Here is a 20,525-nt window from a genome sequence, read left to right on the forward strand (position 1 = left end):
GAGGTACTCTGCGACCGCGGCAATTCCCATATTTTTCTCCGCGTCTCTCAGCGTTCACTGCGGTTCAATAAAACCGCTGAGTGCACAGAGAACCGCAGAGGGATTGTTTTAGGATTCTACCTGCAACGGCGTGATCAGTGACGAGGGCAACTGGATGGTTTTTCAAGGCTCGATTTCCGGAAGTGATGCCGGGGTTGGGTGTGGGCTTTATTTATATGATTTGAGGGGTGAATAACGAATATCGAATAAGAAATTGAGAATATTGAAGAGATCCATAATATAACAGGCCGCTGTTGTGAACCACTGTATTTAAGTTAAAAAAGCTTATCTTTATAAAGGTCACTAAAGCTTTGCGACCCATAGTAAAGCTCAGAAAAAATATGACATCTGTGCATTCTGAAAAATCTTTGGAGTACACGCTCGAACGCAATCAACATAGAATCGTTCAAAGCATGGCAGATCAACTGCATCAAAAAACGGATGTGGAAATCGGCAAGCAGAATTTTGACTGGGAAGCCCACCTGAATCTCTACTACCAGCATTTTACCCAGGCTATAGTCAATTCCAATCCACAGTTATTTCACGAATTTCTCTCCTGGGCTCGCTCCGTTCAGAAAAGCCGGAATATGAGCAAGAAGACTTTTAATGAAATATTGAGTCGTTTCGATTCTGAATTGAGCAGTTCTCTGGATATTGCGGCAAGACAGCAGGCTATCGAATTTTTACACTCTGTGATGGATGAGAAATCGATCACAAATGGTGAAACCGAATCTTATATCAAGAAGGAGAATGAACTTGGGAATTTGGCGGTCTCATATTTCAACAGCTTGATGGATGGTGACCGAAGAACAGCCAGCCGCCTTATCCTGGATTCCGTTGAGGAAGGCGTATCCGTCAAAGATATTTACATGTATGTATTTCAACCTACCCAATACGAAGTTGGCAGGCTTTGGCAGGTCAATGAGATCAGTGTTGCACAGGAGCATTTCTGTACGGCCGCTACCCAGCTTATCATGTCTCAGCTCTATCCGCACATCTTCAATACGGAACGGGTTGGTAAGAGTATTGTAGCTACCACAATCGGGGGCGACTTGCATGAAATCGGCATTCGAATGGTCAGTGACTTTTTTGAAATGGAGGGCTGGGATACCTTTTACCTGGGAGCCAATTCTCCTGCAGCAGACGTAATCGACGAAATCATCAACAGGGAAGCAGACATGCTTGCCGTATCGGTTACCATGAGCAATTTTTTAAGCAATGCAAAGGAGTTGATAAAATCCGTGAGGCAAAATCTTGAATGTGGGGATGTCAGGATTTTAATCGGCGGCAGGCCATTTAAGATTTATGATAGATTTTGGGAAAAATTCGGTGCCGACGGATTTGCCGAAAATGCCCATGAAGCCGTTGAAATTGCAAACAGGTTAACCTCAACAGAATGAACTCTGAGAATAAAAAGCTGGGTGTTGCTTTCACATGTAATTTAGAGGGCAAAGTAAAAGATATCGTGAGCGATACCTGCGGTTTCTTCGATGAGAAAGGTGAAGGAAATCTTTTTACCACATTGGTAGACACCGAAAGTATTGAGAAGGCCCTGAACTTCCTGGAATTTATTAAAGAACATGATACAGCTCATAACTGGGAGTTTTTCTTTGAGAATAAACAATATGACATCGACACATTGTTCTTTTCCGGCGCCCAAAAGGATGACGAGATATTTATCATCGGCACAACCCATAAAGATGATGATGAGTTTCTCGACGAGTTGATGAAAATCAATAATGAGCATTTAAATTCACTACGGGCACTCCTGAAAGATTCTTCCCTGAAAGGCCGGGAGAAAGATGGCAGCCCGGATAAGAAATTATTTACGGAACTCAGTAAGTTGAATAACGAGCTGGCAAGTGCTCAGCGGGAACTTGCCAAGAAAACGACAGAGCTTCAAAAGCTGAATGAATTAAAAAATGAGATGCTGGGAATGGCGTCTCACGATCTCAGGAATCCGCTCAGCGCAATTATGTCGCTCAGTGAATTGATGTTGGATGAAGAGGATGCAGATTACCAGAATCTTTCGGAAGAGCAGAAAGAGTTTTTGAAACAGATACACAAATCCAGCCAGTTTATGCTGTCGATCATAGAAGATATGCTGGATATTTCCAGGATAGAGTCCGGTAAAATTAAACTGGATCTGGATCTGATCGATTTGGTGCAGTTGGCGGACCACTCTGTGAGTATGAACCGAAGGCTTGCCGAAAAGAAAGATATCTATCTGGAATTTAAAGAACCTGCTGAAAATATTGAGATTAAAGCTGATGCTCACAAATTGGAGCAGGTATTAAACAACCTGATTACAAATGCCATCAAATTCTCACATGCCTCTACCCATGTTACTGTGCAAATTCGCAGGGATGATGATTCTTCGGTCATCCTGTCTGTGGAGGATGAAGGACAGGGTATTCCGGAGCAAGAGCAGGAGAAACTGTTTAAACCGTTCAGCAAATTGAGTGTAAAAGCCACGGCCGGAGAGACGAGTACCGGCCTGGGGCTTGCCATTTCCCGCCGCATTGTTGAGGCACACGGCGGCGAGATTTGGGTTGAGAGTGAAGTGGGGAAAGGGTCCACGTTTTACGTCAGGCTGCCGGCAGATACAGAGGAGTGATTTTGGTTTTTTCTGTCATTGCGAGGGAGCCTGCGACCGCGGCAATCCCCGAATGTCTTTTTACATCCCCGCTCCGCCAATAGAGCGACGACGGCAACTGGATGGTTTTCCTGGGATCGATTTCAGGGACAGATGCCGGGGTTGGATGTGGGCTTTATCTCTACGACTTAAGTCATGAATAAAGAATATTGAACATAAATTATCAACTTATTACTGGCCGCGAACCTATTTAAACTTAGCCATTGGATCTTTTAAATTATTTACAATCGTATAAAAGGTTACTATTGATAGGAGAAGAATGAAAAAAGAAAGTAGGTTGTGAAACCAATTCTCACTTTCTCTATTAAAGACCATGATTACAGGTGCAACCATTGCCAAACCAAAGTATAAAACGACAATAGAATAAAAGATTTTCTTAAGCAGTATTTGAACAGCCTCTTTTATTCAACTTATTGCGATATGAATAAATGATTGGTTTTCTTTTCAAAGGGAACATATAAATTAACTATGTAGGAGTTATCGGATTTAAAGGCAAAACTTCGGCGGGAGTAATTTTCTGAATCCACAAATGTCTCTTGCCAAGCTCGAGCCCTTCCAAAGAAATCATCCTCCAAAACCATTGAGTTTATTTCACTCATGATCATCATATCCCACTGCTCCTCAACTTCACATTTATAAGTATCACCAACAAAACTTCTTCCTTCAACTTTTTCTATGATTTCACCATTCAATTTATCGCAAATGTATTCACCAGGACTTTGGGCGGCTAACTTCGAAATGGATGCAAGTATCATAAATACTGATGAAATAATAATATAGAATTGTTTATTAAACATGATTTAGTCATTTAAAATGTGAATACCTATGAAAAGTTTTCTTTGATTAAGAAAAGATAAAAAATAAGTATCCAATTGCTGCGCTAAAAAACAAGCCAAAACCCCAAAGAACGAACTTTCTTGAAGAAACTATATCTCGATGCCTTCTTATCCCTTGTCCAATTGCAAAAACTCCAGCAGGAAAAATTTTAGTTCTAATTTTGTTCAATAGTAATCCAATTAAAAAAGTAGCTGCTATTATTCCAATGATCACTAAATTAACTATAGCCTTATTTTGAGTACTTGCCTCGACATTTGAAGTCTGAATAATCCCAGAGGCTGGAAGAATGCTTAGGAGTATAAAAAGAAGACCAATTCCCAAAATTAAATCTAAAATAAAATTCCTTTTAGTCCACTTTGAATACCAAGCTTCTGTTCCTTCAATTAAATCAATTACTCTTTGGAATTTTGGAATTAGATTTTCATCGTCAGCACTGAAAAAATATGAAATGCCATGAGAGTTATTAATTTTAAAGCTAATGTTTAATTGTAAGTAAGGGTCATTAGAATATTTATTTATAGTTATTTTTTGAATAGAATTTTTTGATGAATTTTCATGAGATAAAACTCCTTCAATAGATTCAAAATCTCTTTTAAACCCATCACTTGTTTCAATACTGAAACTGGAGTTACCAGGTAATTCGTTGAGCAATTTATCAATGCTATTCAGATCTGTAGATTCTATGATAAATGCTTCATTAATACTTTCAATTTTGGAGATATTCATATTTAATTCGTCTTAGGTCTATTGTCGAAGTCTCTATGAAAATCAATTCCCAAATCTCTGGCTCAGCAGCCACATAACCCGACAATTCATTGAGATTAAGTCGATTCCATGCCACCCAAATTCAAAGGTATAAAATTCTTGCCTTTTTAATATTTATATGAACCTGATTTTTTTATCCCTTACAAAATTATTTGTGGCAAAAAAATCTGTAAAATTTCTCTCTTTTTGGTTCTTGCTAAAATAACTAAAATGAAATTTTAAATTTTTTGGGTTTAGCGGTCTAATCTTCAGAGGGGCGTCAATATATAGGAATATGCTTGTCGTTATATTAGTAGAAATGGATAAAATGTGTATTGTTAGTGTGATTAGAATTAATTAGTGGCTATGAGCAAAAGCAGTTATTTATATCCGAAGAAGAATGGATCAGATTCAAGATTTGCCCCTCAAAACAATGATCCAAAAACCCTTCGCACAATCGGCAGAAAAAGTGCACAATCTTCTGTTAGGAGAACCGGGTTTTGGGATTGCCTGTAACCTATATCAACAGAAACCAGGTTATTCAGGAAGAAGCCGACGGGCGAAAATTTTTCTGAATATTACCGGGTAAATTCAGGACAGGCTTAAAGATTTACCTACCACTGCGATGGTTTTTGCAGGCGAGGAAGCTCTCGTTCAGTGAAGTACTGATGCAGCAGGATGAATACCAGGAGGAAAAAAATGAGCGCTCCCCGCTGTCAACAGAGGAGCGCCTTCATCATAAATCACACTGCGGTGATGTATGTTGAAGTTTACGAGAACGCGTTTACCGGTTGAGATTGTTTTGAAGAGTGTCCCCCTTCGAAGGGGGCAATGGGGGATGATCATTACTCATCTGGTCATCCCCCTGCTCACTCCGTTCGTTTTCCCCCTTCAAAGGGGGACTGTTTCGAATTTTTTAATCCTACTGGTAAACACGTTACGAAAATAATTTTGACTATTCCGATATTGTAAATGTTTTCAGCATGTTGGCGCTGACCGGGTCGGGAATTTCGGCAATCCATGCGTAATCGCCCGGTTCAAAATCGGCATGAATATACGCGGTTGATCCTCCCGTCATTTCCATGGTGCCACCCATAAACTCTGCACCCTGTGGCGCCGTGTTTACGAGGCTGCCCGGCTTCGACCAATTCATCCACTCTATCACAGATTCGATCAGTTCCTGATCGCTGTTGTCACTCAGTTTTACAAGCTGAACGTTGTGTCCGAGCAGGTGACCATAACTTGTCTGATCTTCAAAAAAGACCTCAACGACTTGTGATCCATTTTCAGGATTTCCATTCACCACAATTCCCTGTGTGGATGAAATGGTAATATTCATATCCGGTTCCGGCTCTTCTGCACCCGACTGTTCTTCAGTTACGGTCAGTTGTTCCAGCATACCCAGGTAAGAGTGGAACTGCTCGTTTTCGTCTTTCACATAGCATTCCACAATGTACTCTCCAGGCTCAAGGTGTACCGTGGTTTCGGACGTTTTGTTGGCGGCGGTTAATCCAGGGCCACCCATCGGGGGCGCACCGGGATCTAAAAACCAGGGCCCTTTTTCAGATATGTGTGCCACAAGATTGTCCACAAACTCCCCATACTCTATTTCGCCCGCAGCATAGGGATTGAACTCCACCTGGAACGGTTCCGTAACTCCCTGGAACCAGTGATCGAGCAGCGGTTCGTCGGCTGCGTTTGCGGCTTCGATGGCTGCCTCAGGAACTTTATAGATCACAAAAAAGTGATCCACATGCGATGCGTTATTAAACTCAAACGTAGTCCAGCCGGATGAGATCGATTGGGTATCCATCTCAAAAAGATGCAAATTTTCATCGTGATTGTGAGTAGCTGTAACTTCCACAAGGTTCTCAATAGGTTGCTCGCTTGATGTTACATTTTCATCGTCGCAGCCTAAGAAAAGCTGGGAGGTTGAAAAAAATAACATCATCATACTGGTGTACAGAATTGTATTCTTGATAACGTAAAACATAATGATAAGAGATTTGTTTAAATTGACGTTAGCTTTGAAGATTTGATTTATTCTTTATAACTGTAGCGATAAAAATTGTGGGTTGGCTTTTACCGAGCCATTATTAACGGTTTGCAGTGTGTTTGATATGAATGAGTGCATCGTTTTTTGGTTTTATGATGATGAGTTGGATTGTTGAACTAACCAGCAGCCAGTTGACTGCCTTTCCAATTTGATTCCATAATAACCCCCGGCTCTTTCCTTCCTCTCGTTTAGTTCTTAGATTGTCATCTAAGACCTGATCCCGTATCCCTATGAATCAACTCAACATCCTTGGCCCTGCAGAACTTCGAACGCATGATGGCAAGCTGGAACACTCGTTTCTTGCGGGTCCCAAGCGATTGTTTTTGCTCTCCTTTCTATTGATTAATAAAACGACCGGCTTTCAGCGAAGAGACAGAATTCTCCCCCTGCTTTGGCCGGAGAAAGGACAAAAGAGCGCACGGAATGCTCTCAGCAATATGCTCTACCATTTGAGAAAAACGCTTGGCAAAAATTGTATCGAAACCAGGGGTACAGAAGAACTGAGAGTCAATAATGAACTTTTTGAATGCGATGTTTTTGCTTTTGAAAACGCAATTGAGAATCATGACTGGCAAAAAGCATTGAAACTATACCGGGGCAAGCTGCTGGAAGGTCTTCATATTCCGAAAGCCTCCGCCGAACTCGATCAGTGGCTTGATACTCATCGTAATCACTACCATAATGAGTACCTGAAAGCCGCAGAAAAAGCAGCGCAACAATTTGAGAGCAGTCAGCAGTATAGAGAGGCTGTAACGTACCGGAGGATCCTCTACCGCGAAGATCCGTTCAGCATAAAAAAAGTTAAAGACTTGTTGCGCTCACTCATGTATGAGGATAAGCAATCTGAAATTTCTGAGATTATAAACAGCCACGCCAAGCAAATGGCCGATGAGTTTGGAGAGAATCCATCTGCAATCAAAAAAGAGCTCTCTGATTTTATTGAGAAGAGTAAACCTGAAATTGAAAAGAAGAAAAAGTATCTGAAAGCCACACATGAAAACTCTTTGGCTGTGCTTCCGTTTGATGTTCTGGGAAACCACGAACCTACCCTGCATTTTGCCAGAGGTCTGCACAACGACTTGTTGACCCGCCTCTCCGCCAACAGGCAGCTATCGGTGATATCCAGAACATCTGTTCTTCGGTATGAAGAGAGCAATCAGCCGATTCCCGAAATTGCTCGTGAACTGGGTGTACGAATTATTGTTGAAGGGTCGGTTCAGCAGATCGAAAACAGAATTCGGCTTAATATTCAGATGATTGAAGCTGAGACAGACGACCATCTCTGGGCAGAGACGTTCGACCGGGAACTGACGGTAAAAAATATATTTGATATTCAAAGCGAACTGGCCGGGCGAATTACCGAGAGTTTGAAAGGGCAATTTACCAATACAAATACGGATCAGCGCGAAACGGAACCGACCCAGAACCTCGATGCCTACCTGCTGTACACCAAAGGACGGTTTCATCTGAGTCAGCGCTCAGAAGCCGGTATTACGAAAGCGATCAGCTATTTCAGGCAGGCTATTGACGAAGATAAAAACTATGCGCAGGCATGGACCGGCCTGGCTGAGGCGCAAATTCTGGCCGAGTGGTACAACTATCCTCAGAAGTCTTCTCATACGGATGCTATGGAATCGGCTGTAAAGGCGCTTTCGCTGAATCCAACACTTGGTGAAGCTCACACTGCACTTGGAATCATCTATGTGCGCAGGCAAAACGGACCGGACGCACTTCGTGAATTCAAAACCTCTGTGGAACTGCAACCCGGATATGCGGAAGGACACAACTGGCTTGGATGGATGAATATGGTTCTGGGACGGCTTGATGAGTCGATTGAACCCGCAGAAAAAGCAGTGACACTTGATCCCCATTCACCCTACACACGGGTTTACCTGGGACAAATTTACCTGGCCAATGGCCAGCCGGAAAAAGCACTCAAGGAAGTTCAAACTGCAAAAAAGATTGAACCGGAATATGGTGTTATCCACTTCATAGAGGGATTGATCCTCTACCACCTGGGCAAATACGAAGAAGCTGAACAGGCCCAAAAAGAAGCATTAACGCTTTTAACTCCACACAGCTCTCCATCTTCATCAGAGGGGGTCGCTTCTCTGGCAATTATTTACAATAAGACAGAGCGAAGAAACAGAGCTGAAGAGCTTTTCAAAAAAGTTCTGCAGGCAGACGATTACGCCTCTGCCGGTTTCGTTTATGCTGCAGTGGGAGATTATAATAAAGCATTTGAAGCATTTGATCAGGAAGAGCATTGGGGTGCCTTCACAACACCAACCATCCGGTATCTCTATCCCGATTTTTTATCAGGAATACGAAAAGACAACCGTTTTGAGAAAGTACTAAGCAGTGTAAATTCAAGCTGGGAAATGTAAATCGAAGCACCCGCTGCGATTATACTGATATAAGCAAGTAATCAGTTTTGAATAAATCCATGATTCAAACCGAATCCCTATGGATTAACTGTCAATCCCAACTCGTTGAGGAGTTACCCCATTTTTTTAAGCAAATAATTAGCAATGACGATGAAATTTGTCTCGGTTTTTGAAACGTCCCGAACCGTCGGGACCAAGGAGTTTTTGCGATCAAAAGCCCCGAAGGGGCGTCATCAATAGCATAGGACGGAGTCCTATGTATTGGGAATCATAGGAATTGTGTAGCCCTGAAAGGGCGCAAGCTTTCCTCTGACAATCTCTTGGGCTTACGCCCTTTCAGGGCTGATCGAATGAAATGCGTTATTTTTCATAGGGTTTCACCCCATGCTATTGATGACGCCCCTTCGGGGCTTATTATGTAGTCTTCTTTCAAACAAAGAGCATTTCCACTTGTTTAAAAAAGAATCCTTCTGATTTTATTAAACTTACAGTTCAAGAAGTAAAAATTTCGGGGTAACTTCTCCAACTCGTTTCCAAGCCTCTCGAACCTGGAAGTTCGAGTTACGCCGGTTCAATATTCTGATTGCTCCGAAACAGGTTATGCGGGTCCCACTCTTTCTTGATCTTTTTCAGCCTTTCATAATTAGAACCATAGGCGTCAGGTATCCGGCGTTCTTCATCCTGGCCCATTAAGTTGACGTATACACCGCCGCTGGAGTAAGGCGACATGGCAGTATGGAACTCTTTTACCCAGTTCATTGGCTCCTCATCCGGAGCCGATTCGGGCCAACCGGCAAATATGTGGAGTGAATATGCAGCATCACGATGTGGAAATGCCGTTAGTTCCGGTTCAACCCTGTTGATCTTGCCGCCCATTGGTTCAAAATAGGCGACCGATAAAGCCCCCGCGATCTGTTCCGTATGTTCCAGAACTGTGTTGATCGCAGCATCTGAAATCTCATTCATGTAGTGCGCTTTCGAATACCACCGGTTTCCGCTTGCCATGCCCTCATCAAACATTTTTTGTGCCGTTGTATATGGCATAGGCTCTACGGCATTCAACATCGGATCGCCAAAATTGAGAAGCGGACTGAGCTCTTTAGTTGCAGTTTTAATATCTCCCGTGTGACCAATAACCAGTGAAAGAACCGGTTTGCCGTGAAATTTTTCCGGGAATGCATCGATAGGAGGCGCATTCAGAAAAAATGCGTAGCAGGTCAGTTCATCAGGTGCATCCTCCATAAATTCACGATAAAACCGCAGCACATCCCCGGCCTGCTTGATCGGGAAAACTACCTGGCCGGCCATAATCTCAGGACCTGTTTCGTGGAGCTGGAATTCGAATGAAGTTACAATCCCGAAATTCCCGCCGCCACCGCGAATGGCCCAGAACAGATCTTGATTGTGATGTTCGTTTGCCAGCACTGCTTCCCCGGATGCCGTCACAATCCTCGCTGACAACAGGTTATCCAGCGCCAGGCCATGTTTCCGGGCAAGATAGCCGGTCCCGCCGCCGAGTGTATAGCCGGCAATACCAACGGTTGATACCGTTGCCCCGGTCGTTGCCAGGCCGTGCTCTTGTGCGGCTTCATCAAATTCACCCCATCGAACTCCCGGCCCAACAATTGCCACTTCTTCAGCCGTATCAATTTCGATCGATTTCATAAGGGAGAGATCAACCACGAGTCCGCCGTCGCAAATGGATTTTCCGGCATAATCATGACCTCCGCTTCTGACCGAAAATGGAAGGTCATGTTTTTTCACAAATTCGACAGATTGAACAACGTCTTCTTCAGTTTCACAGCGCACGATAGCTGCGGGAAATTTGTCGAAAAAACCGTTCCAGCCCTTTCTAAACTCTTCATAGTTAGATTCGCCTTTTAAAATAACCGGTCCGCTAACATCTTTAGCAAGTGTATCAAAAAATGAACTGTCCATCTTTGATGAGCTCATAGCAACTGTATTGGATTAAACAAAACGAATAGGATAAGGTGTAACTGACAATTTATAATAAGAATTCAGATCTGCAAAAAAAGTGGCAAGAACATTATGATTCGGGATGACAGAATTCTCTGTGTGTATTCGCGGCGTGATCGTTCATTCCCTCAGTAACAATTCTGATTGCACCGCTGTTTGGTTTAAGCTGATATGAACGTTTGAAATTCGGCAGGTGTGCCAAAGGCATCCTGTCGGGAAAAAAATTCCTGTCCACCGAAGCTTTGGTAATCATAAGCTTCATCTTAAAAATGAGCTTGCGCAGGTGGAAATCGCCAGCCGAAGGAGCCAATATCAAGATTCTGCCACTAACCCTCGAATTCCCTGTCTGGTGCAAGTGTTAAGCGAAGCGTCACTTGTGCCCCTTTTCCTTAGTAAAAGTCACAAGTGACATCCTTGGCTTACTGATAGTAAAGTGATTCTTCCTGCAAGACAAATCCTACATTATTTGAATATATGCTTTCAAATGCCGGATTTAACACTTGCGCCAGTTTGAGTAAAATTACATGGGTAATGTCAGGGGGTTGGGGTGGATCCAGTCAGCCGATAGATAAATTTATGAAATATTGCTCTTTTCCTGCGATATTAATGAATACGATGTCTAACAAATCAAGCTAACAAACCTGTTTTCTATGCGAGCTCAAAAACTCTGTCTACTGTTAATAACTTTCCTCTTCACATTCACATCATTAAATCTTCACGCCCAATCCTGGCAACCGGCGGGAGATAAAATCAAAACCACGTGGGGTGAGAATCTGAATCCCGAAAATGTGTGGGATGCCTATCCGCGGCCGATGATGGAGCGGGAGGAGTGGATGAACCTGAACGGGTTGTGGGACTATGCCATTCGTCCGGTCAACAGCCCGGCGCCGAATTCCTATGACGGCGAGATTTTGGTACCGTTTGCGGTGGAGTCGAGCCTCTCCGGGGTGATGCAGCGGCTGGGCACGGAGAACGAACTTTGGTACGAGCGGGAGATCGAGATTCCGTCGGACTGGAACGGCAAGGATATTATTCTGCACTTTGGAGCGGTGGACTGGAAAGCGGAGGTGTGGCTGAACGACATTAAAATTGGTACGCACACCGGCGGGTATGCACCGTTTTCGTTTGATATCACGCCGTACCTGGCGGACGGTTCGCAGACATTGGTGGTGAAAGTGTGGGATCCCACGGATGAGGAGGGTCAGCCGCGCGGCAAGCAGGTGAATGAGCCGGGCGGAATTTACTACACGCCGGTCTCCGGAATCTGGCAAACAGTGTGGCTGGAACCGGTCGGCGAAGCATCGATCCAGGATTTCAGGCAGACACCGGACATCGACAAGGGAATTGTCACCTTCAGTGTAGACACCCGAAACGCTCAACCCGGCGATCTGTATGAAGTGATTGTCCGCGATGAGGGAGAGGTTGTGGCCCGGCAAAAATCAGCTGTGGATCAATCGCTCGATATTCCTATTCCGGATGCGAAATTATGGTCGCCGGAATCGCCGTTTTTGTATCGAACGGAAATTGTGTTGCATCGCGACGGGGAAGAGGTGGATCGCTTCGACAGCTATTTTGCGATGCGGAAAATCAGCATGGAGCGGGATGACGAAGGAAAATTCCGGCTGCATCTGAACAATGAAAAATATTTCCAGTTCGGCACGCTGGACCAGGGCTGGTGGCCGGACGGGCTCTACACCGCACCGAGTGATGAGGCGCTGAAGTACGACATCGAAAAGACGAAAGAGCTTGGATTTAACATGATCCGCAAGCACGTGAAAGTGGAGCCGGCGCGCTGGTACATGCATGCCGACGAGCTCGGGATGCTGGTGTGGCAGGATATGCCGAACGGTGGCGGCCAGCCCAACTGGCAGCGAACGCAGTTTTTTGATGATGGAGTGCTGACGCGTCCCCCGAAAGAGGAGGCGATCTACAAGAAGGAGTGGAAAGAGGTGATCGACTACCTGTACAACCAGCCAAGTATCGTGGTGTGGGTGCCGTTCAACGAGGGCTGGGGTCAGTTTCGAACCAAAGAGATTACGGAGTGGACGAAAGAGCTGGATCCCTCGCGGCTGGTGAATTCGGCATCGGGCGGAAACCATTTTCCCGGCGTGGGCGATATCCTGGACCTGCACAACTACCCACCGCCGGAGATGCACCTGTACGACGGCATGAAAGCCAACGTGATGGGCGAGTACGGCGGCATCGGCCTGGTGATGGACAATCATCTTTGGGACACTGAAAAAGAGAACTGGGGCTATGTGTCGTATCAATCCGTTGATGAAGTGACAGACGAATACGTGAATTTCGCCGAAATGCTGATCGACTTTGTGAGCGGCGGATTTACAGGTGCCATTTATACGCAAACCACGGATGTTGAAGGAGAAGTGAACGGTCTGATGACCTACGACCGCAAGCGCATGAAGGTGGATGCGGAACGGGTGAGAGAGATTAATCGGAAGGTGATTGAGGCGCTTGAATAGATTTGAGACATGAGATTTGAGAGGTGAGACGGGCAGAAGGCAAAACGAAAAAGTGAAAAGGCAGACGAAGGAAGAGGCGGTGTACGTTTATGAGTCATTCTGAGCTTGACTCAGAATCTCCGGGTCGTGGTTAATTATGGAGATCCTGAATCAAGTTCAGGATGACATTTGTATTATTTTTCCCCTTGGCACGGCACCCTGGAAGCTCCGGCTTCCTATTAAAAACGAGAACTATTGGAATGATCCTTTTATCCATTACCGTTGGCTTCAGCCAACGGCTGGAGGTCCTAAGCAAGAAATGGGCTTTAGCCCCATCCTCTATGCGGCTAAAGCCCCTCCTGAAGATTGCAGGCTCTCGGATCCGTCAGTTAAAACTGACGGTAATAGATATCCAGAACCCGGCCTTCGGGGCGACGAGGAAAAAACCATCAGCTCATTGCGAGGGAGCTCGAAATGGCGCAAGCGTCCCGCTTGTGCCCCCTATTTAGTTCCATTTCCCAATTGTGCCTTAAGTTCAACATGAAAAGCATGAATTGAATCCATAGAGATCGTTCTACTCCTTTCGCGATAACGCATTCATTTTTTGCTTGCAAACAATCCCATTTCTCGTATTTTCTGCAAATAATATTCATTTCTTAACCAAATACAACCGTTGTGACCGAAGAGAAAACGAAATCACAAACAAAGCCTCCATCGTCCGAAGGCCGGGGAACACTATTTGATAAATTTCTAAACGGTATTGAAACCCTGGGCAATAAGCTTCCCGATCCGGCTATGTTGTTCTTCATCCTGCTGGTGATTGTGTGGGTGCTTTCGGCAATCCTGGCACCGATCGATTTTGGAGAGGTGCATCCGCGTACCGGTGAGGAACTGCTGGTACAAAATCAGCTTACAGGCGAAAATATGGCTGATTTCCTTGCGAATATGGTGAACACCTTTGTGCTTTTTGCACCCCTGGGAATTGTGCTTGTAGCTATGCTCGGTGTTGGCGTTGCAGAACACTCGGGTTGGATTGATGCCGGCCTCAAAAAACTGCTCAACTTTACACCTCCGTCACTCCTAACGCCCATGCTGATATTGATAGCGATTGTCAGCCACACCGCCGCCGATGCCGGGTATGTCCTTGTAATTCCGCTGGGAGGAGTGATTTTCTATGCCGCTGGACGACATCCGCTGGCGGGAATTGCAGCTGCATTTGCGGGGGTAAGTGGTGGGTTTTCCGCAAATTTTATTCCCTCGGCTATCGACCCGCTGTTGATGAGTTTTACCCTGGAAGCCGCCCAGATTTTGAACCCGGAGATGGCTCTGAACCCCATCAACAACTGGTATTTCACGAGTGCGTCGAGTGTTTTGATTGTAACGGTTGGTTGGTACATCACCGATAAAATTGTAGAACCGCGCCTCGAGGGAATTGAGATTGACGGTGACGAAGATGAGATGCCCCAGATGGAGACCGTAACCGATAAAGAAAGCCGCGCTTTCTGGTGGGGTTTTGCTGCGATGATGTTGGGAATTATTGGGTTAATTGCATGGGCTTACCCGGCTGATTCTGCCCTTCGCGGTCCGGATATGGTGAATCCTGACGAAATGTCTTTGGTCTCATTCGAGGCTCCGCTGATGCAGGCGATTGTCCCGCTCATATTCATTCTTTTGCTGATTCCCGGTGTGGTGTATGGTTTTGTATCCGGTAAATACAGCAGCTCCAAGGATATGATCGACAATATGACCAAGTCGATGGAGAGCATGGGGTATTACATCGTGATGGCCTTTTTCTGTGCACTGTTTATTGATGCATTTAGCAAATCGAATATCGGGCTGTTGGTGGCTCTGAAGGGTGCTAATTTCCTGGAGGCACTGGCTCTTCCGGGGCAAGTGACGGTTGTAGGAATCATTTTTTTGAGCGGAATTGTGAATCTGCTGGTTGGATCGGCTTCTGCCAAGTGGGCACTCATCGCTCCCATCTTTGTCCCCATGCTGATGCAGCTCGGCATCTCACCTGATCTGACCCAGGCAGCCTATCGTGTCGGTGATTCGGTTTCAAATATTATCACTCCGCTGCTACCGTACTTCCCGCTCGTGGTTGTCTTTTGTCAGCGCTATGTGAAGAATACGGGAATCGGGACACTTATTTCAATGATGCTGCCGTATGCTATTATTTTTATGATCACCTGGACCATCTTTCTGCTGGTCTACTGGGCGATTGGAATTCCACTGAGTTTTGAGGCGTATTACACCTATCCGGCTGGTGGGTAGGTCAGATATGAGATGTGAGTTAAGTTGAAAGCACGAGCGAGACGCTCGCGCTATTACAAATGTGAGTTAGGTTGAAAGTAAGAGCGAGGACGCTTGCGCTATTCTAAATTAAGAATCGAAATGGCGCAAGCAGCCTGCCCCGAAACGAAATGGCGCAAGCGTCTCGCTTGTGCCTATTACCTATTGCTTGTGCCTATTGCCTATTTCAATATCCCGCATGTGCCTGTTTCACTCGAATATATTTCTAACATTTATCAACCCTTGCTTTCCAGAATAATCTGAAGCACTACTAAATACATAATCAGTTGCTTTAAACACAAAACCTGCTTTTACAGGATTTTGATGAATGTATTCAATTTTTTCTTTGATCAAATAATGGTTATCCAATTCAAGTGGATGAAAGTTTCTTTTCCACAGTTGATAAGTTGTATTCGATTTTCTTTTATTCCCTTCAAATCTAAAAGACTTCAAAAGCCATTTCTTTCGACTTTCTCTTGGGTTGCTTTTGATGACATCTAAGAGTGTTTTTGATGTGAATCCACGGAAGTCTCGAATCGTGTTACTTAGATTTGATTCATCACTTGAGCTCAAAATTAAATGAATATGATTTGTCATGATGCAATACGCATAAATGATCAATCCTTTATTCTTTTGGCAATATTGAAGATTGTTAATTATAACCTTCCGGTATTCATTCCTGGTAAATAAATCAATCCATTTCACAACTGTAAATGTGACGAAATAGGGAAGATTATCATCAAAAATTTTAAACTTTTCACTCATCGATCTGAAAACGTTTTTTATAAGTATGAATCGAAAAAGTGAAAAACCTTACAGAATATTCTTATCGTACTGATTATTCTTGTAAACAAAAGATCAGCAGAAGTGATACGCTGACACTAAAAAGATTCCTGAGATTTGAATTTAGTGCATAGCACGAGTGGGATACTCATTTCAGTTTTGAGCAGGTTGTCTACGCAAAGCACGAGCGAGACGCTCGCGCTATATCTAAATTAAGAATCGAAATGGCGCAAGCGTCCCGCTTGTGCCTGTTTCAGTCCGATTCTTAGATTTGCGACAGTAACCTCACTTCATTACTCATTTGTAGCATACAGCCACTCATTCTCCCGTTTCACATTGATACCGGAATCCTTGTATGGATTTACAGTAAGCCTCATCTGAATGTGGCCGGTAGTACCGTCGGCATTTTGAAAATCCGGGTTATTACCTTCAAGGTCCGAAATACCGATAATGGTAATTGTTGAGTCGGTGATGTTCTCAGAAATCACAAAATTGAACTTGCTGTCCGGGTTGTACCGGTCCAAATCACTCAATTGGATAGGTCGGGTGGAGCCGTCGTCTGCGACAAATGTTGTGAAATGTCCACCGCCACCTCCTTTCTCTTGTGGCAGTATGGCTTTGGCAGATGCATCGAAATGAAGATCAAACATCTCAAACTGAAGCTGATCTAGACGCCTGCTGCCGATCTGCATGAGGCAACATAGCTCACTTTATTGAAGTAGACCCAAGCTTACTGAGGAATAAACTCCGATACCAAGTCGCGATGCAGTCACAATCCCCGTACCCAGATGCCATGCAGTATGGGCGAAGTTCGCCATTCAGACTGTTTCCGACTTTTCTATATCCGAAAATCGATCAATGTTGGTGCCAGATTACAAAGATGACAGCGATACCCATCAACCCATACGTATCAGATGCAGAATTGAATCCTTCCATGCTCATATCGCCTCCAAACTGATTGATGGCGTTTCGAGTGGCATACCCAATGTAGCATCATCAGAGGGATCAGTCAGCATAAATGGCCAATCCTTCTGAGCAGCAGGGCTAGAATGGCTCAAAGGCTTTCGGTACCAGAATCAAAAGCAGCACGATTCCCGGCGATAAATGATTGGCTATCACCCAGTTCAAAATTGGTTTAGTTCTCTCTTTCATAGTCGATACCGTTTGGAGTTAATGTTGCATAAGCCTGATATTTTCCGGTTTGAGAATTCACATTCACAAATTCAGGGTTTTGCCCCTGGCCGATCTTCGCACTTGCAGTGATTGCCACCTCATCAGGAGAGACGATTTCGTATTCGAAATACGATTTATCTGTTTGTACACCGGGTTCACGACAAATCAATGGAACCATCGTCATTTAACTTGTCTCCCATTACTTCTCTGAATGAAGATGCGATTGTGGTGCTGTCCTGATCTGACTGGCTGTAATAGTGTTTAAAGGTATCTAAAAGTATTTCCTGAGTATGAATTTTTGAGCTTCCTTCATCGATGCTGGATCGTGTTTCAGCTAAATTATTTTCCATAAATTGACTGCGGTCATAAACCACGTAAGCAGCAAACGATTGAGCCAATACCAACAAAACGATGAGAACGCGAAGGGCAACTTTTTGACTCGAGCTCTCTAACGGTTGAATGAGCTTTCGATTCATTATAATTAGATAAAGTACGCCAATTAAAACAGCGGTTAGAAATCCGGACCAGATATTTCCCGTTACGTACGAGACCCCGGCAGATGCTGCTACGCCCAAGATCCCTGCTATGATATATCCCAACTCTTTTGTCATACACTCTTGGTTAGATTGAATTTACAATACAAATCACGCTCTTTTTGGTGAAAAAAGCAAAAAAGGAGATAGGTCAGATATGAGATGTGAGTTAAGTTGAAAGCACGAGCGAGACGCTCGCGCTATTCTAAATTAAGAAACGAAATGGCGCAAGCGTCTCGCTTGTGCCTATTGCCTATTTCAATATCCCGTTTGTGCCTGTTTCAGTACGATTCTTAGATTTACGACAGCAACCTCACTTCATTACTCATTTGTAGCATACAGCCACTCATTCTCCCGTTTCACATTGATACCGGAATCCTTGTATGGATTTACAGTAAGCCTCATCTCAATGTGGCCGGTAGTTCCATCAGCATTTTGAAAATCCGGGTTATTACCTTCAAGGTTAGAAATACCGATAATGGTAATTGTTGAGTCGGTGATGTTCTCAGAAATCACAAAATTGAACTTGCTGTCTGGGTTGTACCGGTCCAAATCACTCAATTGGATAGGTCGGGTGGAGCCGTCGTCTGCGACAAATGTTGTGAATTGTCCACCGCCACCTCCTTTCTCTTGTGGCAGTATGGCTTTGGCAGATGCATCGAAATAGAGATCAAACATCTCAAACTGAAGCTGGTCAGATGCCTGCTGCCGATCAGCATACTCAGATATTGCTTCATTAGAATTGACCCAACTTACAGATGAATAAACTCCGATACTAAGTGCTGCAATCACAATCCCCGTACCAAGATGCCAGGTTATGGGGTAAAGGACCCCATCAGAATGGTTACTTTTCTTATATCCAAAAATCATCAGGGATGGAGCCAGAACAAAGATCACAGCGATTCCCATCAACCCATACAATAATGCAGAATTGAATCCTTCCATGCTCATATCGCCTCCAAACTGATTGATGGCGTTTCGAGCGGCATACCCATGTAGCATCGCAGAGGGATCAGTCAATAAATGGCCAATCCATTGAGCGGCATTAGAAAATGGCTCAAAAGCATTCGGTACCAGAATCAAAAGCAGCACGATTCCCGCGATAATGATTGGAATAACCCAGTTTACAATAATTTTAGTTCTCTCGTTCATAGCTGATCCCGTTTGGAGTTAAGGTTGCAACAGCCTGGTATTTGCCGGTTTGAGAATTCACATTCACAAATTCAGGGTTTTGCCCCTGGCCGATCTTCGCACTTGCAGTGATTGCCACCTCATCAGGAGAGACGATTTCGTATTCAAAATAGATATCTGTTTGTACACCGGGTTCCGACAAATCAATGGAACCATCGTCATTTAACTTGTCTCCCATTACTTCTCTGAATGAAGATGCGATTGTGGTGCTGGCATCCTCAGGCTGAGACGTGTAGTGTTTCAGCGTTTCCAAAAGCACTTCCTGTGTTCTTACTTTTGAAATGCCTTCATCGATAGTGGCTCTTATTTTAACCAGGTTGCTTTCGGTGAATTGACTGCGGTCATAAACCACGTAAGCAGCAAACGATTGAGCCAATACCAACAAAACGATGAGAACGCGAAGGGCAACTTTTTGACTCGAGTTCTCTAACGGTTGAATGAGCTTTCGATCCATTATGATTAGATAAAGTACGCCAATTAAAATAGCGGTTAGAAATCCGGACCAGATATTTCCCGTTACGAACGAGACCCCGGCTGATGCTGCTACGCCCAAGATCCCTGCTATGATATATCCCAGCTCTTTTGTCATACACTCTTGGTTTGATTGAATTTATAAAGGGAATCAAGTTCTTTTTGGTGAAAAAAGCAAAAAGGAGAGAAATTTTCCATCTTGCAATGGCAACCACGGTTTGCGACACTGCCCGGCCGCTAAACAGATACTCTCGCTTGTGGGAGGTTCAATTCCCTAATCTTCCCGAAGCATATTCTCAAGACCGTCGGTATTACTTCTTTGAGTGGTTTTCCGCGAACCTGTTTGTTTTTTGTTTTGGCGGCTGAACTCCTTCTTTTCATCCTCATCGAGACTCTCAAGCTTTCGTTCAAGAATTTCATACATCAGTTTTGACCGAAATGACCGGGCTTTCTCAAGATCATTCTTTTTTACGGATAGTTTCAGATGATTTCCCTCCAACTGAAATGGATTGTCGAGGTTGGGTATTCGGTTTAAGGTTATATCAAAAAACCCTGAAAACCACTTTTTCTCAACCTCAATCGAATCAATAATTCCTAACGGAATGCGGCACGATTTTACGTCCGAATCCAGAAAACCCAGTGTCGTATCTTTTACTTTGTACTCCAGTTCCAACGATTGATCAGCAATACGCAGCAATCCATGGATCTCCGCCAGGCCGAGATAAATATCTTTTTGTTTGAATGGAAGAGTCATGGTATTTGAGTTGATCTCTTTTTGAAAGCTGTACCAAATTAAAAGAAATGGAGATGATTGCAAAGGGAAATGGCAAAAGTGAAAAGGCAGATAGCTCCGGGGGATCGGTACTACGGAAACATGCAGCAAATATAAAATAGCAGTCGGAGGCCGTGGATCATCAAGATAGATTG

18 protein-coding genes are annotated in these 20,525 nt (G+C 44.2%); 6 read left to right on the forward strand and 12 right to left on the reverse strand.

What is annotated here, in order from left to right; genetic code table 11:
- Positions 1-389: 389 nt before the first annotated feature.
- Both U5K72_05300 and U5K72_05305 read left to right on the forward strand, forming a co-directional pair.
- Positions 390-1,439, forward strand: coding sequence for a cobalamin-dependent protein (locus tag U5K72_05300; protein ID MDZ7718220.1), 1,050 nt, complete (start codon positions 390-392; stop codon positions 1,437-1,439).
- Entirely contained in the window at positions 1,436-2,656 is a 1,221-nt protein-coding gene (locus U5K72_05305; protein MDZ7718221.1) for a HAMP domain-containing sensor histidine kinase, read from the forward strand. The genes U5K72_05300 and U5K72_05305 overlap by 4 nt, the downstream gene beginning before the upstream one ends.
- Before the next feature lie 449 nt (positions 2,657-3,105).
- Here U5K72_05305 and U5K72_05310 read toward each other — a convergent pair whose 3' ends face one another.
- The 3 genes from U5K72_05310 to U5K72_05320 all read right to left on the reverse strand — a co-directional run bounded on the left by U5K72_05310 (position 3,106) and on the right by U5K72_05320 (position 6,269).
- Positions 3,106-3,492, reverse strand: coding sequence for a hypothetical protein (locus tag U5K72_05310; GenBank protein ID MDZ7718222.1), 387 nt, complete (start codon positions 3,490-3,492; stop codon positions 3,106-3,108).
- Positions 3,493-3,538: 46 nt separating this feature from the next.
- Positions 3,539-4,258 (reverse strand): hypothetical protein, encoded by a 720-nt coding sequence (locus U5K72_05315; protein MDZ7718223.1) that lies wholly within the window; start codon positions 4,256-4,258, stop codon positions 3,539-3,541.
- A gap of 973 nt (positions 4,259-5,231) precedes the next feature.
- Complete coding sequence (locus U5K72_05320; GenBank protein ID MDZ7718224.1) at positions 5,232-6,269, reverse strand: hypothetical protein; 1,038 nt, start codon at positions 6,267-6,269, stop codon at positions 5,232-5,234.
- A gap of 293 nt (positions 6,270-6,562) precedes the next feature.
- Here U5K72_05320 and U5K72_05325 point away from each other — a divergent pair, with 293 nt between their 5' ends.
- A complete protein-coding gene (locus U5K72_05325; GenBank protein ID MDZ7718225.1) occupies positions 6,563-8,719 on the forward strand; it encodes a tetratricopeptide repeat protein in 2,157 nt (718 codons plus the stop codon).
- 561 nt (positions 8,720-9,280) lie between these two features.
- On the opposite strand, the gene U5K72_05330 is transcribed toward U5K72_05325, so the two are convergent.
- Positions 9,281-10,672, reverse strand: a complete 1,392-nt coding sequence (locus tag U5K72_05330) for an FAD-binding oxidoreductase (GenBank protein MDZ7718226.1) — start codon at positions 10,670-10,672, stop codon at positions 9,281-9,283.
- A 94-nt stretch (positions 10,673-10,766) separates the two neighbouring features.
- Positions 10,767-10,949, reverse strand: coding sequence for a hypothetical protein (locus tag U5K72_05335; GenBank protein MDZ7718227.1), 183 nt, complete (start codon positions 10,947-10,949; stop codon positions 10,767-10,769).
- 397 nt (positions 10,950-11,346) lie between these two features.
- On the opposite strand from U5K72_05335, the gene U5K72_05340 reads away from it, so the two are divergent.
- Together U5K72_05340 and U5K72_05345 are read left to right on the forward strand one after the other, a co-directional pair.
- Positions 11,347-13,176 (forward strand): glycoside hydrolase family 2 TIM barrel-domain containing protein, encoded by a 1,830-nt coding sequence (locus U5K72_05340; GenBank protein ID MDZ7718228.1) that lies wholly within the window; start codon positions 11,347-11,349, stop codon positions 13,174-13,176.
- 654 nt (positions 13,177-13,830) lie between these two features.
- Positions 13,831-15,429 carry an AbgT family transporter gene (locus U5K72_05345; GenBank protein MDZ7718229.1) on the forward strand — a complete coding sequence of 533 codons (1,599 nt, stop codon included), beginning with the start codon at positions 13,831-13,833 and terminating at the stop codon, positions 15,427-15,429.
- A gap of 228 nt (positions 15,430-15,657) precedes the next feature.
- Here the strand turns inward: U5K72_05345 and U5K72_05350 are convergent, their stop codons facing one another.
- Both U5K72_05350 and U5K72_05355 read right to left on the reverse strand, forming a co-directional pair.
- A complete protein-coding gene (locus U5K72_05350; GenBank protein ID MDZ7718230.1) occupies positions 15,658-16,212 on the reverse strand; it encodes a transposase in 555 nt (184 codons plus the stop codon).
- A gap of 311 nt (positions 16,213-16,523) precedes the next feature.
- Positions 16,524-16,922, reverse strand: coding sequence for a hypothetical protein (locus tag U5K72_05355; protein ID MDZ7718231.1), 399 nt, complete (start codon positions 16,920-16,922; stop codon positions 16,524-16,526).
- A gap of 172 nt (positions 16,923-17,094) precedes the next feature.
- Here U5K72_05355 and U5K72_05360 point away from each other — a divergent pair, with 172 nt between their 5' ends.
- On the forward strand, positions 17,095-17,265 hold the full coding sequence (locus U5K72_05360; GenBank protein ID MDZ7718232.1) for a hypothetical protein: 171 nt from the start codon (positions 17,095-17,097) through the stop codon (positions 17,263-17,265).
- Between the two features lie 100 nt (positions 17,266-17,365).
- On the opposite strand, the gene U5K72_05365 is transcribed toward U5K72_05360, so the two are convergent.
- From U5K72_05365 to U5K72_05385, 5 genes are all read right to left on the reverse strand, one after another.
- Complete coding sequence (locus U5K72_05365; GenBank protein MDZ7718233.1) at positions 17,366-17,572, reverse strand: hypothetical protein; 207 nt, start codon at positions 17,570-17,572, stop codon at positions 17,366-17,368.
- Entirely contained in the window at positions 17,559-18,014 is a 456-nt protein-coding gene (locus U5K72_05370; protein ID MDZ7718234.1) for a hypothetical protein, read from the reverse strand. Before U5K72_05370 ends, U5K72_05365 begins: the two co-directional genes overlap by 14 nt.
- Before the next feature lie 243 nt (positions 18,015-18,257).
- On the reverse strand, positions 18,258-19,088 hold the full coding sequence (locus U5K72_05375; protein MDZ7718235.1) for a hypothetical protein: 831 nt from the start codon (positions 19,086-19,088) through the stop codon (positions 18,258-18,260).
- The gene (locus U5K72_05380) at positions 19,072-19,716 is read right to left on the reverse strand and encodes a hypothetical protein (GenBank protein ID MDZ7718236.1); all 645 of its coding nucleotides are present in this window, start codon (positions 19,714-19,716) and stop codon (positions 19,072-19,074) included. The genes U5K72_05375 and U5K72_05380 overlap by 17 nt, the downstream gene beginning before the upstream one ends.
- A gap of 156 nt (positions 19,717-19,872) precedes the next feature.
- Positions 19,873-20,352 carry a hypothetical protein gene (locus tag U5K72_05385; GenBank protein MDZ7718237.1) on the reverse strand — a complete coding sequence of 160 codons (480 nt, stop codon included), beginning with the start codon at positions 20,350-20,352 and terminating at the stop codon, positions 19,873-19,875.
- Positions 20,353-20,525 lie beyond the last annotated feature (173 nt).

Source organism: Balneolaceae bacterium (genome assembly GCA_034521495.1).
Classification (GTDB): Bacteria; Bacteroidota; Rhodothermia; order Balneolales; family Balneolaceae; genus Rhodohalobacter.